The organism is Hungatella sp. SB206 (genome assembly GCF_051132295.1).
Lineage (GTDB): Bacteria > Bacillota > Clostridia > Lachnospirales > Lachnospiraceae > Hungatella > Hungatella effluvii.
Map to the genome: position 1 here is coordinate 2504906 of NZ_CP096603.1, position 15865 is coordinate 2520770.

General features: G+C 51.3%; 16 protein-coding genes. 11 read left to right on the forward strand and 5 right to left on the reverse strand.

The window, feature by feature from the left end; all coding sequences use genetic code 11:
* Positions 1 to 39: 39 nt before the first annotated feature.
* The 3 genes from M1L66_RS10820 to M1L66_RS10830 are packed head-to-tail and all read left to right on the forward strand — an operon-like array spanning position 40 to position 3052.
* Entirely contained in the window at positions 40 to 192 is a 153-nt protein-coding gene (locus tag M1L66_RS10820; protein ID WP_187021466.1) for a hypothetical protein, read from the forward strand.
* Positions 168 to 2546, forward strand: coding sequence for an ATP-dependent DNA helicase (locus tag M1L66_RS10825; RefSeq protein ID WP_187021464.1), 2379 nt, complete (start codon positions 168 to 170; stop codon positions 2544 to 2546). The genes M1L66_RS10820 and M1L66_RS10825 overlap by 25 nt, the downstream gene beginning before the upstream one ends.
* The gene (locus tag M1L66_RS10830; RefSeq protein ID WP_002600450.1) at positions 2543 to 3052 is read left to right on the forward strand and encodes a GNAT family N-acetyltransferase; all 510 of its coding nucleotides are present in this window, start codon (positions 2543 to 2545) and stop codon (positions 3050 to 3052) included. Before M1L66_RS10825 ends, M1L66_RS10830 begins: the two co-directional genes overlap by 4 nt.
* Before the next feature lie 61 nt (positions 3053 to 3113).
* On the opposite strand, the gene M1L66_RS10835 is transcribed toward M1L66_RS10830, so the two are convergent.
* On the reverse strand, positions 3114 to 3989 hold the full coding sequence (locus M1L66_RS10835) for a LysR family transcriptional regulator (protein WP_434692863.1): 876 nt from the start codon (positions 3987 to 3989) through the stop codon (positions 3114 to 3116).
* Positions 3990 to 4071: 82 nt separating this feature from the next.
* On the opposite strand from M1L66_RS10835, the gene M1L66_RS10840 reads away from it, so the two are divergent.
* From M1L66_RS10840 to M1L66_RS10850, 3 genes are read left to right on the forward strand one after another with little or no spacing between them, the layout of a single operon-like run.
* Complete coding sequence (locus M1L66_RS10840; RefSeq protein WP_434692865.1) at positions 4072 to 4272, forward strand: hypothetical protein; 201 nt, start codon at positions 4072 to 4074, stop codon at positions 4270 to 4272.
* Positions 4265 to 4861 carry a sigma-70 domain-containing protein gene (locus M1L66_RS10845; RefSeq protein ID WP_434692866.1) on the forward strand — a complete coding sequence of 199 codons (597 nt, stop codon included), beginning with the start codon at positions 4265 to 4267 and terminating at the stop codon, positions 4859 to 4861. The genes M1L66_RS10840 and M1L66_RS10845 overlap by 8 nt, the downstream gene beginning before the upstream one ends.
* Positions 4858 to 5472 (forward strand): histidine phosphatase family protein, encoded by a 615-nt coding sequence (locus M1L66_RS10850; protein WP_002600447.1) that lies wholly within the window; start codon positions 4858 to 4860, stop codon positions 5470 to 5472. The genes M1L66_RS10845 and M1L66_RS10850 overlap by 4 nt, the downstream gene beginning before the upstream one ends.
* A 15-nt stretch (positions 5473 to 5487) precedes the next feature.
* Here M1L66_RS10850 and M1L66_RS10855 read toward each other — a convergent pair whose 3' ends face one another.
* Together M1L66_RS10855 and M1L66_RS10860 are read right to left on the reverse strand one after the other, a co-directional pair.
* Positions 5488 to 5661 carry a hypothetical protein gene (locus M1L66_RS10855; protein ID WP_187021456.1) on the reverse strand — a complete coding sequence of 58 codons (174 nt, stop codon included), beginning with the start codon at positions 5659 to 5661 and terminating at the stop codon, positions 5488 to 5490.
* Positions 5658 to 6269, reverse strand: a complete 612-nt coding sequence (locus M1L66_RS10860; protein WP_434692870.1) for a hypothetical protein — start codon at positions 6267 to 6269, stop codon at positions 5658 to 5660. The genes M1L66_RS10855 and M1L66_RS10860 overlap by 4 nt, the downstream gene beginning before the upstream one ends.
* A gap of 154 nt (positions 6270 to 6423) precedes the next feature.
* Between M1L66_RS10860 and M1L66_RS10865 the strand changes: the two genes are divergently transcribed.
* Together M1L66_RS10865 and M1L66_RS10870 are read left to right on the forward strand one after the other, a co-directional pair.
* Positions 6424 to 6675, forward strand: a complete 252-nt coding sequence (locus tag M1L66_RS10865; protein WP_002600444.1) for a hypothetical protein — start codon at positions 6424 to 6426, stop codon at positions 6673 to 6675.
* A 184-nt stretch (positions 6676 to 6859) separates the two neighbouring features.
* On the forward strand, positions 6860 to 8116 hold the full coding sequence (locus M1L66_RS10870; RefSeq protein ID WP_002600443.1) for a 6-phosphofructokinase: 1257 nt from the start codon (positions 6860 to 6862) through the stop codon (positions 8114 to 8116).
* On the opposite strand, the gene M1L66_RS10875 is transcribed toward M1L66_RS10870, so the two are convergent.
* Positions 8083 to 8715 (reverse strand): CatA-like O-acetyltransferase, encoded by a 633-nt coding sequence (locus M1L66_RS10875; protein WP_434694236.1) that lies wholly within the window; start codon positions 8713 to 8715, stop codon positions 8083 to 8085. The two genes, M1L66_RS10870 and M1L66_RS10875, sit on opposite strands and share 34 nt — an antisense overlap.
* Positions 8716 to 8904: 189 nt before the next feature.
* The gene (locus tag M1L66_RS10880; protein ID WP_434692873.1) at positions 8905 to 9528 is read right to left on the reverse strand and encodes a FadR/GntR family transcriptional regulator; all 624 of its coding nucleotides are present in this window, start codon (positions 9526 to 9528) and stop codon (positions 8905 to 8907) included.
* Positions 9529 to 9791: 263 nt separating this feature from the next.
* Here M1L66_RS10880 and M1L66_RS10885 point away from each other — a divergent pair, with 263 nt between their 5' ends.
* From M1L66_RS10885 to M1L66_RS10895, 3 genes are all read left to right on the forward strand, one after another.
* Positions 9792 to 10343 (forward strand): DUF2628 domain-containing protein, encoded by a 552-nt coding sequence (locus tag M1L66_RS10885; protein WP_434692875.1) that lies wholly within the window; start codon positions 9792 to 9794, stop codon positions 10341 to 10343.
* Positions 10344 to 10505: 162 nt separating this feature from the next.
* Positions 10506 to 14291, forward strand: a complete 3786-nt coding sequence (locus M1L66_RS10890; RefSeq protein ID WP_434692878.1) for a phosphoribosylformylglycinamidine synthase — start codon at positions 10506 to 10508, stop codon at positions 14289 to 14291.
* Between the two features lie 149 nt (positions 14292 to 14440).
* Positions 14441 to 15865, forward strand: a complete 1425-nt coding sequence (locus M1L66_RS10895) for a sulfatase-like hydrolase/transferase (RefSeq protein ID WP_187021450.1) — start codon at positions 14441 to 14443, stop codon at positions 15863 to 15865.

Consider the following 15865-nt stretch of genomic DNA (forward strand, 5'->3'; position numbering starts at 1 on the left):
AGAACACTCGACAAGCGACAGGAAAGGGAATTGTGATCCATGGGGACACAGTTCCCTTTTTCTGTCTGCTGGCAGCGATGCGGGGTGGGGCTGGCAGCAGCGGCAGTGGTTATGATGGCTGTCACAGGTTGGTTTAAGAACTTCGTTCAGGAAAGGAGGGTACCGGAATGGCTGACGGGGAAAAGAAAGTAATTAAAATATCGGTCCGTAACCTGGTGGAATTCGTGATGCGTTCCGGTGACCTGGACAACAGGCGGACTGCAGGGGCAGAGAAGACGGCCATGCAGGAGGGAAGCCGGATACACCGGAAGATCCAGCGGCGCATGGGGGCGGATTACCACGCGGAGGTGGTATTAAAGCATCTGGTGGAGGAAGAGCAGTTTGAGATCCTGGTGGAGGGCCGGGCCGACGGCATTATAGAGGCGCCATCGGGCGTCACCATCGACGAGATCAAGGGCGTCTACATGGATCTATATTATCTGAACGAACCCATCGAGGTCCACATGGCTCAGGCCATGTGCTACGGCTACTTCTACTGCTTCGATCATCAGCTGACCGGGGCCGTGATGCAGCTGACCTACTGCAATATCGAGACAGAAGAGATCAAGCGTTTCCAGTCGGAAAAAAGCTTTGAGGAGCTGGAAAACTGGTTTGCCGGACTGATCCACGAGTACGTGAAGTGGGCCGATTACTTATACCACCACGGCCTGCGGCGGGATGAGTCCATTAAGGATCTGGAATTTCCCTATCCTTACCGGAAGGGGCAGAAGGAGCTGGCAGTATCGGTCTACCGCAGCATTGCGCGTAAGAAGAATCTGTTTATTCAGGCGCCCACCGGTATCGGAAAGACGCTGTCCACCGTCTATCCGGCGTTAAAAGCCATCGGCGAGGGCCTTGGGGACAAGCTGTTTTATCTGACGGCGAAGACCATTACGCGCGGTGTGGCGGAGGAGACGTATGAGATCCTGCGGAAAGGCGGCCTGTACTTCAGCACAGTCACGATTACGGCAAAGGAGAAGCTCTGCTTCCTGGAGAAGCCGGAGTGCAATCCGGACGCCTGTCCCTATGCCAAAGGCCATTTCGACCGGGTGGGGGATGCGGTGTTTGACGTGATTCACCAGGAAGCGGGGATCACCAGGGAGACGGTCTTAAAGTATGCGGAGCAGCACCGGGTATGTCCTTTCGAATTCTGCCTCGATATCAGCAACTGGGTCGACGGTATCATCTGCGACTACAACTATGTATTTGACCCCAATATCAGGCTGAAACGGTATTTTTCCGAGGGAATATCGGGAGACTATCTGTTCCTTGTAGATGAGGCGCACAATCTCGTGCCCAGGGCGAGGGAGATGTACAGCGCGGTGGTGTATAAGGAGGACTTTCTTCTTATTAAAAAGATCGTGAAACCGAAGGACCAGAAGCTGGCCGGGCTTTTAGACCGGTGCAACAAGCAGCTGCTGGAGATGAAGCGGGAATGCGAGGGCTACACGATCCTGACGGATATCAAGCTGTTTATGACTGCCGTCATGTCGCTGTTCGGTGAGATGGAGAAATTCATGGACAGCTTTCCGGAATTCGAGGACCGTGATCTGGTGCTGGATTTTTACTTTGCGCTCCGGGATCTGCTGAACACCTATGACCGGGTGGATGAGAATTATCGGATCTATACGGAATTTTTATCGGATGGACGCTTTATGCTCCGGCTGTTCAATATGAATCCGGCGAAGAATTTGAAAGAGTGCCTGGATAAGGGTAACAGCACCGTGTTTTTTTCTGCCACATTGCTGCCTGTCCAGTATTACAAGGAGCTGCTGAGCGGGAATCAGGAGGAATACGCCGTGTACGCGGAATCCCCCTTCGACCGGGACAAACGGCTCCTGCTGGCGGCAAACGACGTTAGCAGCCGCTACACGAGAAGAAATGAGCGGGAATTCAAGAAGATCGTCGAGTATATCCGGAGGATTGTCTCGGCCCATGCGGGTAACTATATGGTATTTCTGCCGTCCTATCAGTATATGCGGGAGGTGGAACAGCTGCTTGCCGGGCTGGATGAGGGTGGGAAGGAGTTCGCATGGCTCGCCCAGTCGTCCCACATGACAGAACAGGAGCGGGAGGTTTTTCTGGAGGAGTTTAAAGAGGACAGGGAGGATTCCTTCGTGGGCCTGTGTGTGATGGGCGGCGTGTTTTCGGAGGGGATCGATTTAAAGGAAGGACGGCTCATCGGGGCGATTATTGTGGGGACGGGGCTTCCCATGGTGTGCACGGAGCAGGAGATACTTAAGGGATATTTCGATGAGAAGGAGCAGAAGGGCTTCGACTACGCGTATCAGTATCCCGGCATGAACAAGGTGATGCAGGCGGCCGGGCGGGTGATCCGAACCGTGTCCGATGAGGGCGTGATCGCCCTGCTGGATGACCGTTTTTTAAAACCGGACTATCAGGCACTGTTCCCCAGGGAATGGGATGGCTATTACGCCGTGAACTTAAACAGCGTGTCCGGGATTGTGACAGAATTCTGGGAAGAAAGGGAGAGACAAAGGCTATGATGAAACTGAGACTTCGGCCCTGCAAGAGGGAAGACGGCAGGGAAGTAATGAAATGGTTCTCCGATGAGAGGCAGATGCGCATGTGGTGCCGCGACGGATTTACCTTTCCGCTGACGGACGGGCAGATGGACGCCTATTACGCGGAGCTGGAGCGCGATCCCCGTGCATGGGGCTTTACGGCCCTGGATGAAGACGGGAAACCGGTGGGAAGCTTTAAGATGGCTGCGGCGGATTATGAGGCGGACAGCGTCCATATGGGATACATTGTCCTGGCGCCGGAGGTGAGAGGACGCGGCGTGGGGCAGCAGATGGTGTCCATGGCCGTAACGTACGCCGTGGAGCTTCTAGGTATGAAGCGGGTGACGCTCAAGGTATTCGACTGCAATCCAGGCGCGAAGCACTGCTACGAAAAGGTGGGATTCCGGGAAGAGGAGTATCGAAAGGAAGACTTTCCTTACCGGGAGGAGATGTGGGGGAATTCTCTGATGGCATACAACCGGCGCTGACCGGGCGGTCCCTGCCGAAGCGTGTGTGAAAATCACTTTCCGACACGCTCCGCCGGGGCGCTTACATCATGTCCATAAACTGTTTGGAAGCCTGGGAAACGGGAAGGCTTTCATTATAGGCGACGATCATCTGGCGTGCGGGCATCTTTTCCGTGAGCTTGACGATGAATAAGTCTTTGTCATTTTCCGGGATGCAGAAATCGGGAACAAAGGCGATTCCCAGGCCGATTCGTGCCAGATCGATCAGCAGATCGTTGCTGCTCAGCTCGATCTCCGGAACCAGGTCCAGCTGTTCCCGCTGGAACATATGGTGCAGGAATTCGCTGGTGGTGCTCTTCCTGTCCAGCATCAGGATGGGGTATGTCTGCAGCTTTTGCAGGCTGACCGTCTCGCCCTTCAGCGAGAAATACTCCTGATTGGCGACGAAGACGTCGTGAAATTCATTGATCACCCGGACGTTCTGTGAATTGGAGAGGCCCGAGTTAGGATAGTTGGTGATGATGAAATCAACCTGTCCGTTCTCCAGTAAGTGGGCGCACTCGATGGAGGTCTGGTTGGTGACTTTTATATGAACATTGGGGTAAGCCTTGTGGAAGCGGTTTAAGTACGGAATCAGGTAGTAACGGCAGATGGTATCGCTGGCGCCGATGCGCAGCTGGCCGCCGTTTAGGGTGTTGGCCTCCAGAAGCTGATTTTCCCCTTTTTGAATCAAATTGATGGCGGGTTCCACGTGTTTTAAGAGAATCTCGCCTTCCGGGGTAAGTTGGACTTTTTTTGTGCTCCGGATGAAGAGCGTCTGATTCAGCTTTTTCTCCAGCACTTTGATGGACTGGCTGACCGCCGACTGTGAAATAAACAGCTGTTTCGACGCTTCGGAGAAGCTCAGTGTGGCAGCAACATGGTAAAATACTTTATACAATTCATAATTAATATCCATTATTAGTCCTCCTTATAAATCTAAGGACATTCTATCACGAATGCGATGGATTTGTAAAGGAAATTGACAAAAATACCAGATTATGGTAACTTGGTGTAACAGTTCAGACGGCGGAAAAATCAGTGCAAAGGCGGGCGTTAAGCTTGCTTATAAGACCGTTTTTGCACTGATTTTTACATCGGATGGATATCCGATGCTTCTTGGCCGGTTTATCGGTCAAGAAGATGAGCTGTCTGAACTGTTACAACTTAGCAGTCAGAAGGAGAGTAAGATTTATGCATGACGATTTTTATCAGATGTACCTGGAAGAAATGAAAGCGATCACTCCCTGTACGCAGGAGGAGAACACGCAGCTGTTAAATGATGCCGCGGCCGGGAATGAGGGGGCGAAGAAGCGCCTCATCGAGGGGAATCTGGAAGCCGCCTTAACCTGTGCGAAAGCGTATGACGGAAAGGGAGTACTTTTGACGGACCTGGTCGCCGAGGCGAACATGGCGCTTACTATGGCCGTGACGGAATTCCTAACCAATCCGGGAGACGGTGATTTCGAGGGCTTTTTGACGGCGCGGATGAAGGAAGCACTTGATCTGGCTGTGGAGGAGGAAGAGTCCGCGGAGCAGACCGGAGAGGAACTGGCTGCCAGAGTCAACGTACTGCAGACCGTATCCCAGGCGCTTGCCAGGGAGCTGGGGCGTGAGGCTGCGGTGGAAGAGCTGGCGGATAAGATGAAGATGACTGTAGATGAAGTGAAGGACATCATGAAGATGGCCATGGATGCCATGAGCATGAATGCGGAAAACGCGGATCTGGAAGAACTGGCAGAAGTGGAAGGAATAGAAATTACCGAGGCTGCGGAGGAAGAAGAGGAATGAAACTATATCTGATACGCCATGGACAGACGGACTGGAATATACAGGGAAAGATTCAGGGCAGTCACGACATACCCTTAAATGACACGGGAAGAGCCCAGGCGAAGCTTGTGGCGGAGGGGATGGACAGCCGGCCGGTGACAAAGATATTTTCCAGCACGCTGATGCGGGCGGTGGAGACGGCACGGATGATCGGCGACCGCCAGCAGGTGGAGACTTATCTGGTCCCGGGACTCATCGAGGTGGAATTCGGAAAATGGGAAGGCATGACCTGGGATGAGATAAAGGAACAGTATCCGGCAGAGTATGAGCGCTGGTCCATCAATCCGGTGGATGTGGCACCGCCCGGCGGTGAAACCCAGATGGAGGCCATGGAACGGGTAGCAGGGGCCATAGAAGCCGTCATGGAGATGACAAACGGCAGGGAAGATATCGCGGTCGTGTCCCACGGTGCGACCATGGCTTATATTGTCGCCTATTTAATGAGAAACCATCCGGAAGAAGCGGAGATTATAGTAGATAACGCCAGCATTACTACCGTGAATTACAATCCCATCACGCAGGATTATATGCTGCTGGAGGTGAACGACACCGCGCATCTCTGTAAGAGGTAGCGGCACTCTGTACGTTTACCAGGGCACGGAATGGGATAATTGGATAAAGAGTATTGCAAACAGCATGGGAATCACCGCATATCCGGGGCTTACCTGGCCTCTCTGCAGCAGGACGTAGAGAGAGCCTAAAAGGGTCAGCACGGTAAAGATCAGCGCGAGGGTTTTAAATGCTGTTTTTTTCATATTCATGGTGTGTTCCTTTCTTTTTCGGTTACGGGGAGTGTCTCACCGGAGAACTGGAGGGTGACGGCTTTGACTTCTTTATACTGTCTGCCAGCCAGCTTTTTCGGTTCCTCGTAGTCGTCTGTATTTGGAAAGATGACGGAATCGGAGTCAGTGTATGCCACAATACCGAGGGGGATTTTTTCATCTGTCCGGATGGGGGAAGACCCTGCCAGCCAGGAATCCGCAGTATTTTTATAATGGTTGGAACCGAGCATGACTTCGTACCGACCCTCCCCGCAGGAAAAGGTAATGGAGTCATCGGAAAACAGAATGGCGACGCGGTCTTCTTCCTGGCCGGACTGGCTGAAAACCGAGGAAGCGGCGGTTTCCCACTGCCCCTGTTCGTTCAGCGTTTCGACGGAAAAGAGAAGAGAAGAAATCCCGGGTTCCGTTTTATAATCATAGAATTTTACACTGCGTCCGGTCTCAATTAAGGCGACAGTCTGCTGTTCCTTTTCCGTCAGCTCAGCCTTCTGAATTGTCATGGCGCCGTCCTGTTTCCCGAAACATCCGGCTAACAGAAAAACAAGACTGAATGCCAGCGCAGTTCTTATGGATCGTTTTTTTTCCATAGAGATCTCCTTTTTTGTTTGTTTTTTCATTATATCATATTGGAACGGAGAAGTAATGGATATTTGTTATTTATGGAATATGTTCCCACTTTTTTACATATACTAAAAAAGAATGATACAACCTATAACAGGAAAGAAAAGGAGCGTTTTCAATATGGCGAGAGGCGTAAGAAAATCACCGGTGGAAAAATTACAGGATCAGTTAAATGAGGTAAGAGAGAGCATCAAACAGTATGAGAACTGCCTCGTTACCTTAAAAGAAAAGGAAAAAGCATTAAACGAACAGATCGAACTGGAGGAGTTTAAAACAATCCGCGGCCTGCTCACAGAACAGGGAATCGGAATGGAAGAATTGAAAGAAATGCTGGAGTCGAATGTGACCGCAGTGGAAGAGCAGAGCGCGTAAAACGCCCTGCTTTTTTCTTTGCGTGAGGTCGAAAAATGGCTTGTATTCATTGTAAAACAATGAAAATTTGTGAATAAAATATCTACAGTTGACTTTTACAATTTCTCTATATTATGATAGGAACGTAGGAATTGTAAGTACTTACAAAAACAAAAAATAATCATGGTCATGGAGGATTGCGGAGATGAAAGAAGTAAGAGGAAATGTAATTGTCGGCCAGTCAGGCGGACCCACGGCGGTCATTAATTCCAGTCTTGCAGGTGTCTATAAGACAGCAAAGGACAGGGGAGCAAAAAAGGTTTTCGGGATGCTGCACGGTATTCAGGGACTGCTGGAAGAACGGTACGTGGATCTGTCGGAACACATCAAAAATGATCTGGATATTGAACTGTTAAAGAGAACTCCCTCCGCCTATTTAGGCTCCTGCCGTTACAAACTGCCGGAGATCTGTGAAGACCAGGAGATCTATAAAAAGATCTTTTCCATTCTGGATAAACTGGAAGTGGAATACTTCTTCTATATCGGCGGCAATGACTCCATGGATACGATAAAAAAACTCTCCGATTACTCCATCTTAAACGGCAGCAGGATCCGGTTTATGGGCGTGCCGAAGACCATTGACAATGATTTAGCCGCGACGGACCATACGCCGGGATATGGCAGCGCCGCAAAATACATAGGTTCCATCACAAAGGAGGTAATCCGTGACGGCCTGGTGTATGACCAGCAGAACGTGACGCTTTTGGAAATCATGGGCCGCAACGCCGGCTGGCTCACAGGCGCGGCCGCCCTTGCCAAGTGTGAGGACTGCGAGGGGCCGGATATGATCTTTCTCCCTGAGATTCCCTTTGATGTGGAGAACTTCATGAAAAAGGTGGAAGAGCTGCACAAGCGGAAAAAATCCGTGGTGGTTGCGATTTCAGAGGGTGTGAAGATGGCGGATGGACGCTACGTCTGTGAGCTGACCGACACCATCGATTACGTGGATGCCTTTGGCCACAGGCAGCTGACCGGGACCGCACGTTATCTTGCCGAGAAGATTTCACGGGAAGTCGGATGCAAGACGAGGGCCATCGAGTTTAACTCCCTCCAGCGCTGCGCCTCCCATATCGTGTCACGGGTTGATATTACCGAGGCGTTCCAGGTGGGCGGCGCAGCCGTCAAAGCGGCGTTCGAAGGGGAGACAGGCAAGATGATTATCTTAAAGCGCGTCTCGGACGACCCGTATATCTGTGTGACCGATATCTACGACGTCCATAAGGTGGCAAATGTGGAGAAAAAGGTGCCGAGGGAGTGGATCAATGAGGCGGGCGACTACGTGACCGAGGAGTTCGTAAGCTATATCAAGCCGCTCATTCAGGCGGAGCTGACGCCGATCATGGTAGATGGGCTGCCAAGGCATCTGTATTACACAGACGTGGAACAAAAACAGTCCAGGTAGTCCTGCAGAAGCTTTGCCAGCTTTCCGATGTGAACGCCATCCACAAAGGAGTGGTGCACCTGTACCGAGAAAGGAAGCAGTGTCCTTCCGTCCCGTTCGAAATACCTTCCCCAGTCGAACAGCGGTGTGGCATTGTCCCTGCTGCCGGAATCGGTGTGGGAAATGTGGGTAAAGGATACCCATGGAAATGCGGAGAACTGGAAGATATCATTCCCCATGGGGCCGGTGAAATATTCCTTCTGATTCTGCTCCGTGCGCTTCGCCAGGGCGACGTATTCCTCCAGGGTATCTTTCATCCCGACATTTACAACCTTAAAAAGCTCCGTATCCGGATTCAGATACGTGAAGGACGTGTGGATCCGGTCAAACACAACGGGCTGGCCGTCCACAAAGCGGCAGCGGAATTCTTTGATTCGGTTGGCACAGTCCGCAACGGCATAGACGAAGGAAAAGGTAAAGGAATACCCCTTTTCCCGGATAGCGGTGAGAAAATTGGTGATATCCAGTTCAAAGCTGACACAGTATTGCGGCTGGGCGCTGTTTCGGAAAATCTGGTAGTGAAGGGCCCGGTCCCAGGTGGTTAAGTCGATGAGTTCCATCATGGTTTTCCTCCTTTTGTTTTGAGTGATTGATATGAGATATAGCTGCGGGTCTCCTGCGTAAATGCAGGGGTTAATGTGATTATAGACCGAAAGAGATGTGATGTCAATTAGACATGATATGACTGAAGGGTAAAATAAAAAATCAGATGTCCGGCGGATAGATGCGCGGGTATCTGATTTTTATTTTTACTCTATATTCAGTTCTTTTATTGCGTGAAGTATGTGGATTTTCATTGCATTTCTGGCGCCTTCCGGATTTCTCTGTTCCAGAAATTCCATGATCATGCGGTGGTCCTCCATGGTGTGATTTTTTACCTGCTTATTTTTTTCGGACAGGACGACGCCCTTTGAGATGGCCTGATAGAGGACAGGCATCAGCTTATTCATAAATTCATTGTGTGTGGCCTGGGCAATTGCGCGGTAGAATGCGTGTTCATCGTCAGTCCGGTCCCGGTTTGAGAGAATCTCCTGTTCGATATGTTCCCCGATCTCCAGAATCCGTCTGATCTCGCCTTCTGTTCCGCGCAGGGCGGCAAGGGCGGCGGCTTCCGGCTCGAAGATGAGCCGCATCTCATACAAGTCCTTTGCATTGGCTTTCACATCGGCCAGCTGTTCAAAATCCTGTGTTTCATTTAATGCTTCCTCCGTGACAAAGGTGCCGATCCCCCGGCGGATCTCCAGAACGCGGTACGCGGCCAGAATCTTTACGGCTTCACGCAGGGTGGTCCTGCTGACATGAAGCTCGTCCGCCAGATCTTGTTCGTTGGGGAGCCGGTCCCCGGGGGCAAAACGTTTTTCGATTGTGATCATTGAGCGGATGTTTTCTGCGGTGTTCTGAGAGAGCATTTTATTCTGAGAAGTCATGAGCGGTTATGCCTTTCTGTTATTATGCGATTTTGTTTTCTGTTTTCTAAATTCTGGTTGCAGATTTCAGCCATTCCTGTTTCTATATTATACTATGCTTGTCCGGTAACTTCAAATGTAAAAAAAGTAAACCATTTTCCACAAAGCATGCTATAATAAAACAGATTATGGAAAATGCCGTTTGAGTGATGCGGCGGACGTAAGGAGAGATGAAGACAGAAGTGAATGGGGAACGCATGACCGACGTAAGGATCGGTGAGTATCTCGCCTCAGATATCATGACGTGTGTCGGAAAAAAGAGCGCCGTTTATCTGAGAAAGTTCGAGCGGGTTCATGAGAAAGGCTGGAGCTTTAACTGGTGTGCGGCGCTGTTTACCGCGTTATGGTTTGCCTACCGCAAAATGTGGAAGGCAGCGGCGGCTGTTATGGGCTTCAATGTGATTTATACGATGGTGTTGTCCGTCCTGGAGAATACGATGTTGACGGCGGACAACGCGCTGGTGTTCATGAGTGCGGCGGCCGGTCTGTTTGTCCTGTCCATGATCGTGTTCGGGCTGCTGGGCGACTGGCTCTACTGCCGCCATATAAGCGTCGTTCTCGATGAACAGGGATGCCGTGGAAGACATGCTGTCCAGAAGGATGCACTCATGGATTCCCTTCAGAAAGCCGGAGGGACCAGTATAAAAGGGCTGGTCATTCTGTGGGCAGCGAGCCTGGTGCTGCAGTGGGCGATCACCTGGCTGATTTCTTTCCTTCTATAGACTGTATAAATATAAGATGCAATAATTAATACCATAAGATATATTAATTTTTCTAATTGATATATCTTGTGGTATTATTATATCAACGAGAAGTAAAGGGTGCAGTGCGTCCCGATGAAACATAAAGATTGGAACTTAATGATATTTTCCAAGGAGGAAATTATGAGCGTAAGAAGAGTGTATGTAGAGAAGAAACCGGCCTATGCCGTAAAGGCCCATGAGCTTAAGGAGGAGATTGCCAGCTATCTTGGGATAGAAACCGTGACGGATGTACGTGTTCTGATTCGCTATGACATCGAGAATTTATCCGAGGAGACTTATAAGACAGCGCTTGAGACAATTTTTTCCGAGCCGCCGGTGGACGAGGTCTACGAGGAGACATTTCCGAGAAATGAAAATGATGTGGTGTTTGCAGTGGAGTACCTGCCGGGCCAGTTCGATCAGAGGGCCGATTCTGCGGAGCAGTGTGTGAAGCTTTTGAAGGAAGACGAGGAGCCGGTGATCAAATCGGCCACGACCTATGTGATTTCCGGAACCGTGACAGAGGCGGAAGCTGCGGATATCAAGTCCTTCTGCATCAATCCGGTGGATTCCAGAGAAACGGATGAGACAAAGCCGGAGACGCTTTTAACCGTGTTTGAGACACCGGCCGACGTTATCATATTCGACGGGTTCCAGAGCTCCCAGGAAGGCGCGTTAAAGGAGTTGTACGATTCCCTGAACCTTGCTATGACCTTTAAGGATTTTAAGCATATTCAGAACTATTTCAGGGACGAGGAGAAGAGAGACCCGTCCATGACGGAGATCCGCGTCCTGGATACGTACTGGTCCGATCACTGCCGCCATACCACATTCCAGACAGAACTGAAGGATGTGACATTTACAGAGGGCGATTACCGGGTTCCGATCGAAACGACGTACCAGAAGTACTTAGCCGACCGTGAGGTGGTGTTAAAGGGAAAGAGCGGCAAGTTCGTCTGTCTGATGGATCTGGCGCTGATGGCCATGAAGAAGCTGCGCATGGAGGGCAAACTGGATGATCTGGAAGTATCCGACGAGATCAACGCCTGCAGCATCGTGGTGCCTGTGGAAATCGATGGAAAAGAGGAGGAGTGGCTCGTCAATTTCAAGAATGAGACACACAACCATCCGACGGAGATCGAGCCGTTCGGCGGCGCTGCCACCTGTCTTGGCGGAGCTATCCGTGATCCGCTGTCCGGGCGTACGTATGTATACCAGGCTATGCGTGTGACAGGGGCTGCTGATCCGACAAAGCCGTTAAATGAGACGTTAAAGGGCAAGCTTCCTCAGAGAAAGATCGTGACCGGCGCGGCCAGCGGATACAGCTCCTACGGTAACCAGATCGGTCTTGCCACCGGATATGTAAAAGAAATTTACCATCCCAACTACGTGGCAAAGCGCATGGAGATCGGCGCCGTCATGGGTGCAGCTCCACGTAAAAATGTAATCCGCGAGACCTCTGATCCGGGTGATATCATCATTTTGCTGGGCGGACGTACCGGACGTGACGGCTGCGGCGGCGCTACCGGCTCCTCCAAGGTACATACGGAGGCGTCCATCGAGACCTGCGGCGCCGAGGTTCAGAAGGGAAATGCGCCTACCGAGCGAAAGATTCAGAGACTGTTCCGCCGTGCGGAAGTCAGCAGCATCATTAAGAAATGCAACGATTTCGGCGCAGGCGGAGTATCCGTTGCCATCGGCGAGCTTGCTGACGGCTTACAGATTGATTTAGACAAGGTTCCGAAGAAGTATGCCGGTCTGGATGGAACAGAGATCGCCATCTCCGAGAGCCAGGAGCGTATGGCTGTCGTCATCGATCCGAAGGACGTAGAGCAGTTTTTAGCCTACGCTGCGGAGGAGAACTTAGAGGCTATCGAGGTTGCCGTGGTGACCGAGGAGCCGCGTCTGGTGATGAACTGGAGAGGTAGAAATATCGTGGATATCAGCCGCGCGTTCCTGGATACGAACGGTGCTCATCAGGAGGCTTCCGTCGTTGTGGAGGTCCCGAACAGGGTAAGCGCTTCCAACTCCGGTTTGGCGGAAGGAAAGGAAGGCAGAGCGTTTGACAGGAAGGAGATTTCTGACGTCCGGGGTGAGTGGCTGTCAGTGCTTTCCGACTTAAATGTCTGCTCCCAGAAGGGGCTGGTAGAGATGTTCGACGGTTCCATCGGCGCGGGCAGCGTGTTCATGCCTTACGGCGGTAAATACCAGCTGACAGAGACGCAAGTAATGGTGGCGAAGCTTCCGGTACTTTCCGGAAAGACAGATACGGTGACGATGATGAGCTACGGCTTTGATCCGTATTTATCCAGCTGGAGCCCATATCACGGCGCTGTTTATGCGGTTGTTTCCTCTGTAGCCAAGATCGTGGCCGCAGGCGGTGATTATAAGAAGATCCGTTTTACCTTCCAGGAGTACTTCCGCCGGATGACGGAGGAGGCCTCCCGCTGGAGCCAGCCGTTCTCCGCTCTGCTTGGAGCATACGAGGCTCAGCTGGGCTTCGGACTTCCATCCATCGGCGGAAAGGACAGCATGTCCGGAACCTTTGGTGAGATTGACGTTCCGCCGACACTGGTATCCTTTGCCGTGGATATTGCCGATCAGAAGCACATCATCACTCCGGAGTTTAGGAAGGCAGGCAGTAAGATTGTTGTGTTCCATATAGAGAAAGACCAGTATGATCTGCCGGTTTATGAGCAGCTCATGGATGGGTATGAGAAGCTTTATCATGAGATTACTGCGGGCAGAGTCATTTCCGCGTATGCGGTGGAAGGCCATGGTTTGGCTGAATCCGTGGCAAAGATGGCGTTCGGCAACAAGCTGGGCGTTAAGATCGAGCACAATGTGGACCCGAGAGATTTCTTCGCTCCGGACTGGGGCTCCATCGTCTGCGAGGTTCCGGACGGTAAACTGGGTGAGTTGTCTATTTCCTACACAGTAATCGGCGAAGTGACGGACTGCGGAGTCCTGGAATACGGCAGCGCGGCCATCACCATGGACGAGGCGCTGAACGCATGGACAGAGACGCTGGAAAATGTGTTCCCGACCAGATCGGGTGTGGCAGATACGCCTGTGACGGAAGCGCTCTACGATACAAAGGACATCTATGTCTGCAGAAATAAGGTTGCAAAACCGAACGTATTTATTCCGGTATTTCCGGGTACCAACTGCGAGTACGACAGCCGAAAGGCATTTGAGCGGGCCGGTGCAAATGTGGTGACAAAGGTATTTAAGAATATGAGTGCCGATGACATCAGAGATTCCGTGGAAGCGTACAGAGAAGAGATTGCAAAAGCCCAGATCGTCATGTTCCCGGGCGGCTTCTCCGCTGGCGACGAGCCAGAGGGGTCAGCGAAATTCTTCGCAACCGTATTCCGCAACGCGGTGATCAGGGAAGAGATCGAAAAGCTGTTAAATGAGCGCGACGGCCTGATGCTGGGCATCTGCAACGGCTTCCAGGCGCTGATCAAGCTGGGGCTGGTGCCGGAAGGAACCATCACGGCGCAGAGAAATGATTCTCCGACTCTGGCTATGAACACCATCGGACGCCACATTTCCAAGATGGTTTATACGAAAGTAGTGACGAACAAGTCTCCGTGGTTACAGGGAGCCGAGCTTGGCGGCGTATACTGCAATCCGGCATCTCACGGCGAGGGCCGTTTTGTGGCCAATGATGATTGGATTAAAAAGCTGTTCGAGAACGGCCAGGTAGCGACGCAGTACGTGGACGAGAACGGGAATCCGACAATGGACGAGTTCTGGAACCCGAACGGTTCCTATATGGCGATCGAGGGCATCACAAGCCCGGATGGCAGAATTTTGGGCAAGATGGCTCACTCCGAGAGGCGGGGCGAGGCAGTTGCCATGAATATTTATGGGGAGCAGGATTTGAAGATATTCGAATCCGGTGTGAAGTATTTTAAATAAGAGAATAACAGGAATGGGAGCAGAAAAATGGCTGACAGCGATTTTTCTGCTCCTGTTTTGCTTTACATTTAAAAAACAATTCGCTATACTAAAGATAAATGTTCGACTTGCCGCAGCTATTACCACAAGTAATAGTAAGGAGAACAAAAATGAGTACAAAAAAACCAAATATTGTTTTTATATTATCTGACGATCAGGGAGCATGGGCCATGGGCTGCTCCGGCAATGAGGAGATTATCACACCGAACCTGGATAAGCTGGCAGCGGAAGGCATGCGTTTCGAGAACTTCTTCTGCGCATCGCCGGTATGCTCTCCGGCGCGGGCGTCACTTCTGACGGGGAGAATTCCGTCTCAGCACGGCGTTCACGACTGGATTCGCGACGATAATAAAAAGCAGGAGGATATAGAATATCTTGCAGGTCAGACTGCCTATACCGACATCCTGGCACAGGAAGGATACGTGTGCGGCCTGTCCGGCAAATGGCACCTGGGGAAGAGTTCTGTACCTCAAAAGAGTTTTACACACTGGTTTGCGCACAAATCTGGCGGAGGCCCTTATTATGGTGCTCCTTTTTACAGAGAGGGCCGTCTGGTCTATGAACCTGGTTATGTCACGGATGTCATCACGGATGATGCCATTTCTTTTCTGAAAGAGCATGCGGGAAAGCAGCCTTTCTATCTTCATGTGGGCTATACGGCGCCTCATGCGCCCTGGCTTAACAACCATCCGAAAGAATACACTGATTTATATGAGAATTGCCGTTTTTTGTCCTGTCCCATGGAGAAAGAGCATCCCGACAGTATTTATCTGACGAAGGAAGTCTTACAGGACTTGCGGGCGAATCAGATCGGATATTATGCCGCTGCTACCGCCATGGACTATAATATTGGACGAATCCTGGAGCAGCTTGATGAACTGGGGATCCGGGAAGAGACCCTGGTGATCTTTGGCAGCGATAATGGGTTCAGCTGCGGCCATCACGGCTTCTGGGGAAAGGGAAACGGTACCTTCCCAATTAATATGTACGAATCTTCCGTTAAGGTTCCGATGATTATGAGCCAGCCAGGGGGGATCGAGCCGGGGACGGTGAATTCCTCGCTTCTGTCTGCATATGACTTTATGCCGACACTGCTCGATTATGTTGGTATCGAGGGAAAAAGTGGGGAGAAGCTTCCGGGGAAAAGCTTCCTTCCGGCGCTGCTGGGGCAGGAATTTCATCAGGGAGAATCCATTGTGGTGATGGATGAGTACGGTCCCAACCGTATGATCCGCGGGACCAGATATAAGTTTATAAAACGGTATCCTTACGGCCCCAATGAGCTGTACGATCTGCAGGAGGATCCGGGAGAGCGGAGAAACCTGCTTCTGGCGGGGAACGAGAAGGATGAGGAGATCGGAAGAACGATGAATTACCAGCTGGAACAGTGGTTTATCAATTACGTCAATCCGGAAATCGACGGGGCTAAGGAGCCCGTGTTCGGCTCCGGCCAGATCGGCCTTGCCGGACTCTGGAGCAAGGGGGAGGTATCTCACAGCTGCGACGATTACATCAAAGAAAAGTTAAAAGAATGA

Excerpts from the sequence above, each read along its gene's own strand:
- M1L66_RS10820 (WP_187021466.1), top strand. The coding sequence starts at position 40 with ATGGGGACACAGTTCCCTTTTTCTGTCTGCTGGCAGCGATGCGGGGTG.
- M1L66_RS10825 (WP_187021464.1), top strand. The coding sequence starts at position 168 with ATGGCTGACGGGGAAAAGAAAGTAATTAAAATATCGGTCCGTAACCTG.
- M1L66_RS10830 (WP_002600450.1), top strand. The coding sequence starts at position 2,543 with ATGATGAAACTGAGACTTCGGCCCTGCAAGAGGGAAGACGGCAGGGAA.
- M1L66_RS10835 (WP_434692863.1), bottom strand. The coding sequence starts at position 3,989 with ATGGATATTAATTATGAATTGTATAAAGTATTTTACCATGTTGCTGCC.
- M1L66_RS10840 (WP_434692865.1), top strand. The coding sequence starts at position 4,072 with ATGGTAACTTGGTGTAACAGTTCAGACGGCGGAAAAATCAGTGCAAAG.
- M1L66_RS10845 (WP_434692866.1), top strand. The coding sequence starts at position 4,265 with ATGCATGACGATTTTTATCAGATGTACCTGGAAGAAATGAAAGCGATC.
- M1L66_RS10850 (WP_002600447.1), top strand. The coding sequence starts at position 4,858 with ATGAAACTATATCTGATACGCCATGGACAGACGGACTGGAATATACAG.
- M1L66_RS10855 (WP_187021456.1), bottom strand. The coding sequence starts at position 5,661 with ATGAATATGAAAAAAACAGCATTTAAAACCCTCGCGCTGATCTTTACC.
- M1L66_RS10860 (WP_434692870.1), bottom strand. The coding sequence starts at position 6,269 with ATGGAAAAAAAACGATCCATAAGAACTGCGCTGGCATTCAGTCTTGTT.
- M1L66_RS10865 (WP_002600444.1), top strand. The coding sequence starts at position 6,424 with ATGGCGAGAGGCGTAAGAAAATCACCGGTGGAAAAATTACAGGATCAG.
- M1L66_RS10870 (WP_002600443.1), top strand. The coding sequence starts at position 6,860 with ATGAAAGAAGTAAGAGGAAATGTAATTGTCGGCCAGTCAGGCGGACCC.
- M1L66_RS10875 (WP_434694236.1), bottom strand. The coding sequence starts at position 8,715 with ATGGAACTCATCGACTTAACCACCTGGGACCGGGCCCTTCACTACCAG.
- M1L66_RS10880 (WP_434692873.1), bottom strand. The coding sequence starts at position 9,528 with ATGATCACAATCGAAAAACGTTTTGCCCCCGGGGACCGGCTCCCCAAC.
- M1L66_RS10885 (WP_434692875.1), top strand. The coding sequence starts at position 9,792 with ATGAAGACAGAAGTGAATGGGGAACGCATGACCGACGTAAGGATCGGT.
- M1L66_RS10890 (WP_434692878.1), top strand. The coding sequence starts at position 10,506 with ATGAGCGTAAGAAGAGTGTATGTAGAGAAGAAACCGGCCTATGCCGTA.
- M1L66_RS10895 (WP_187021450.1), top strand. The coding sequence starts at position 14,441 with ATGAGTACAAAAAAACCAAATATTGTTTTTATATTATCTGACGATCAG.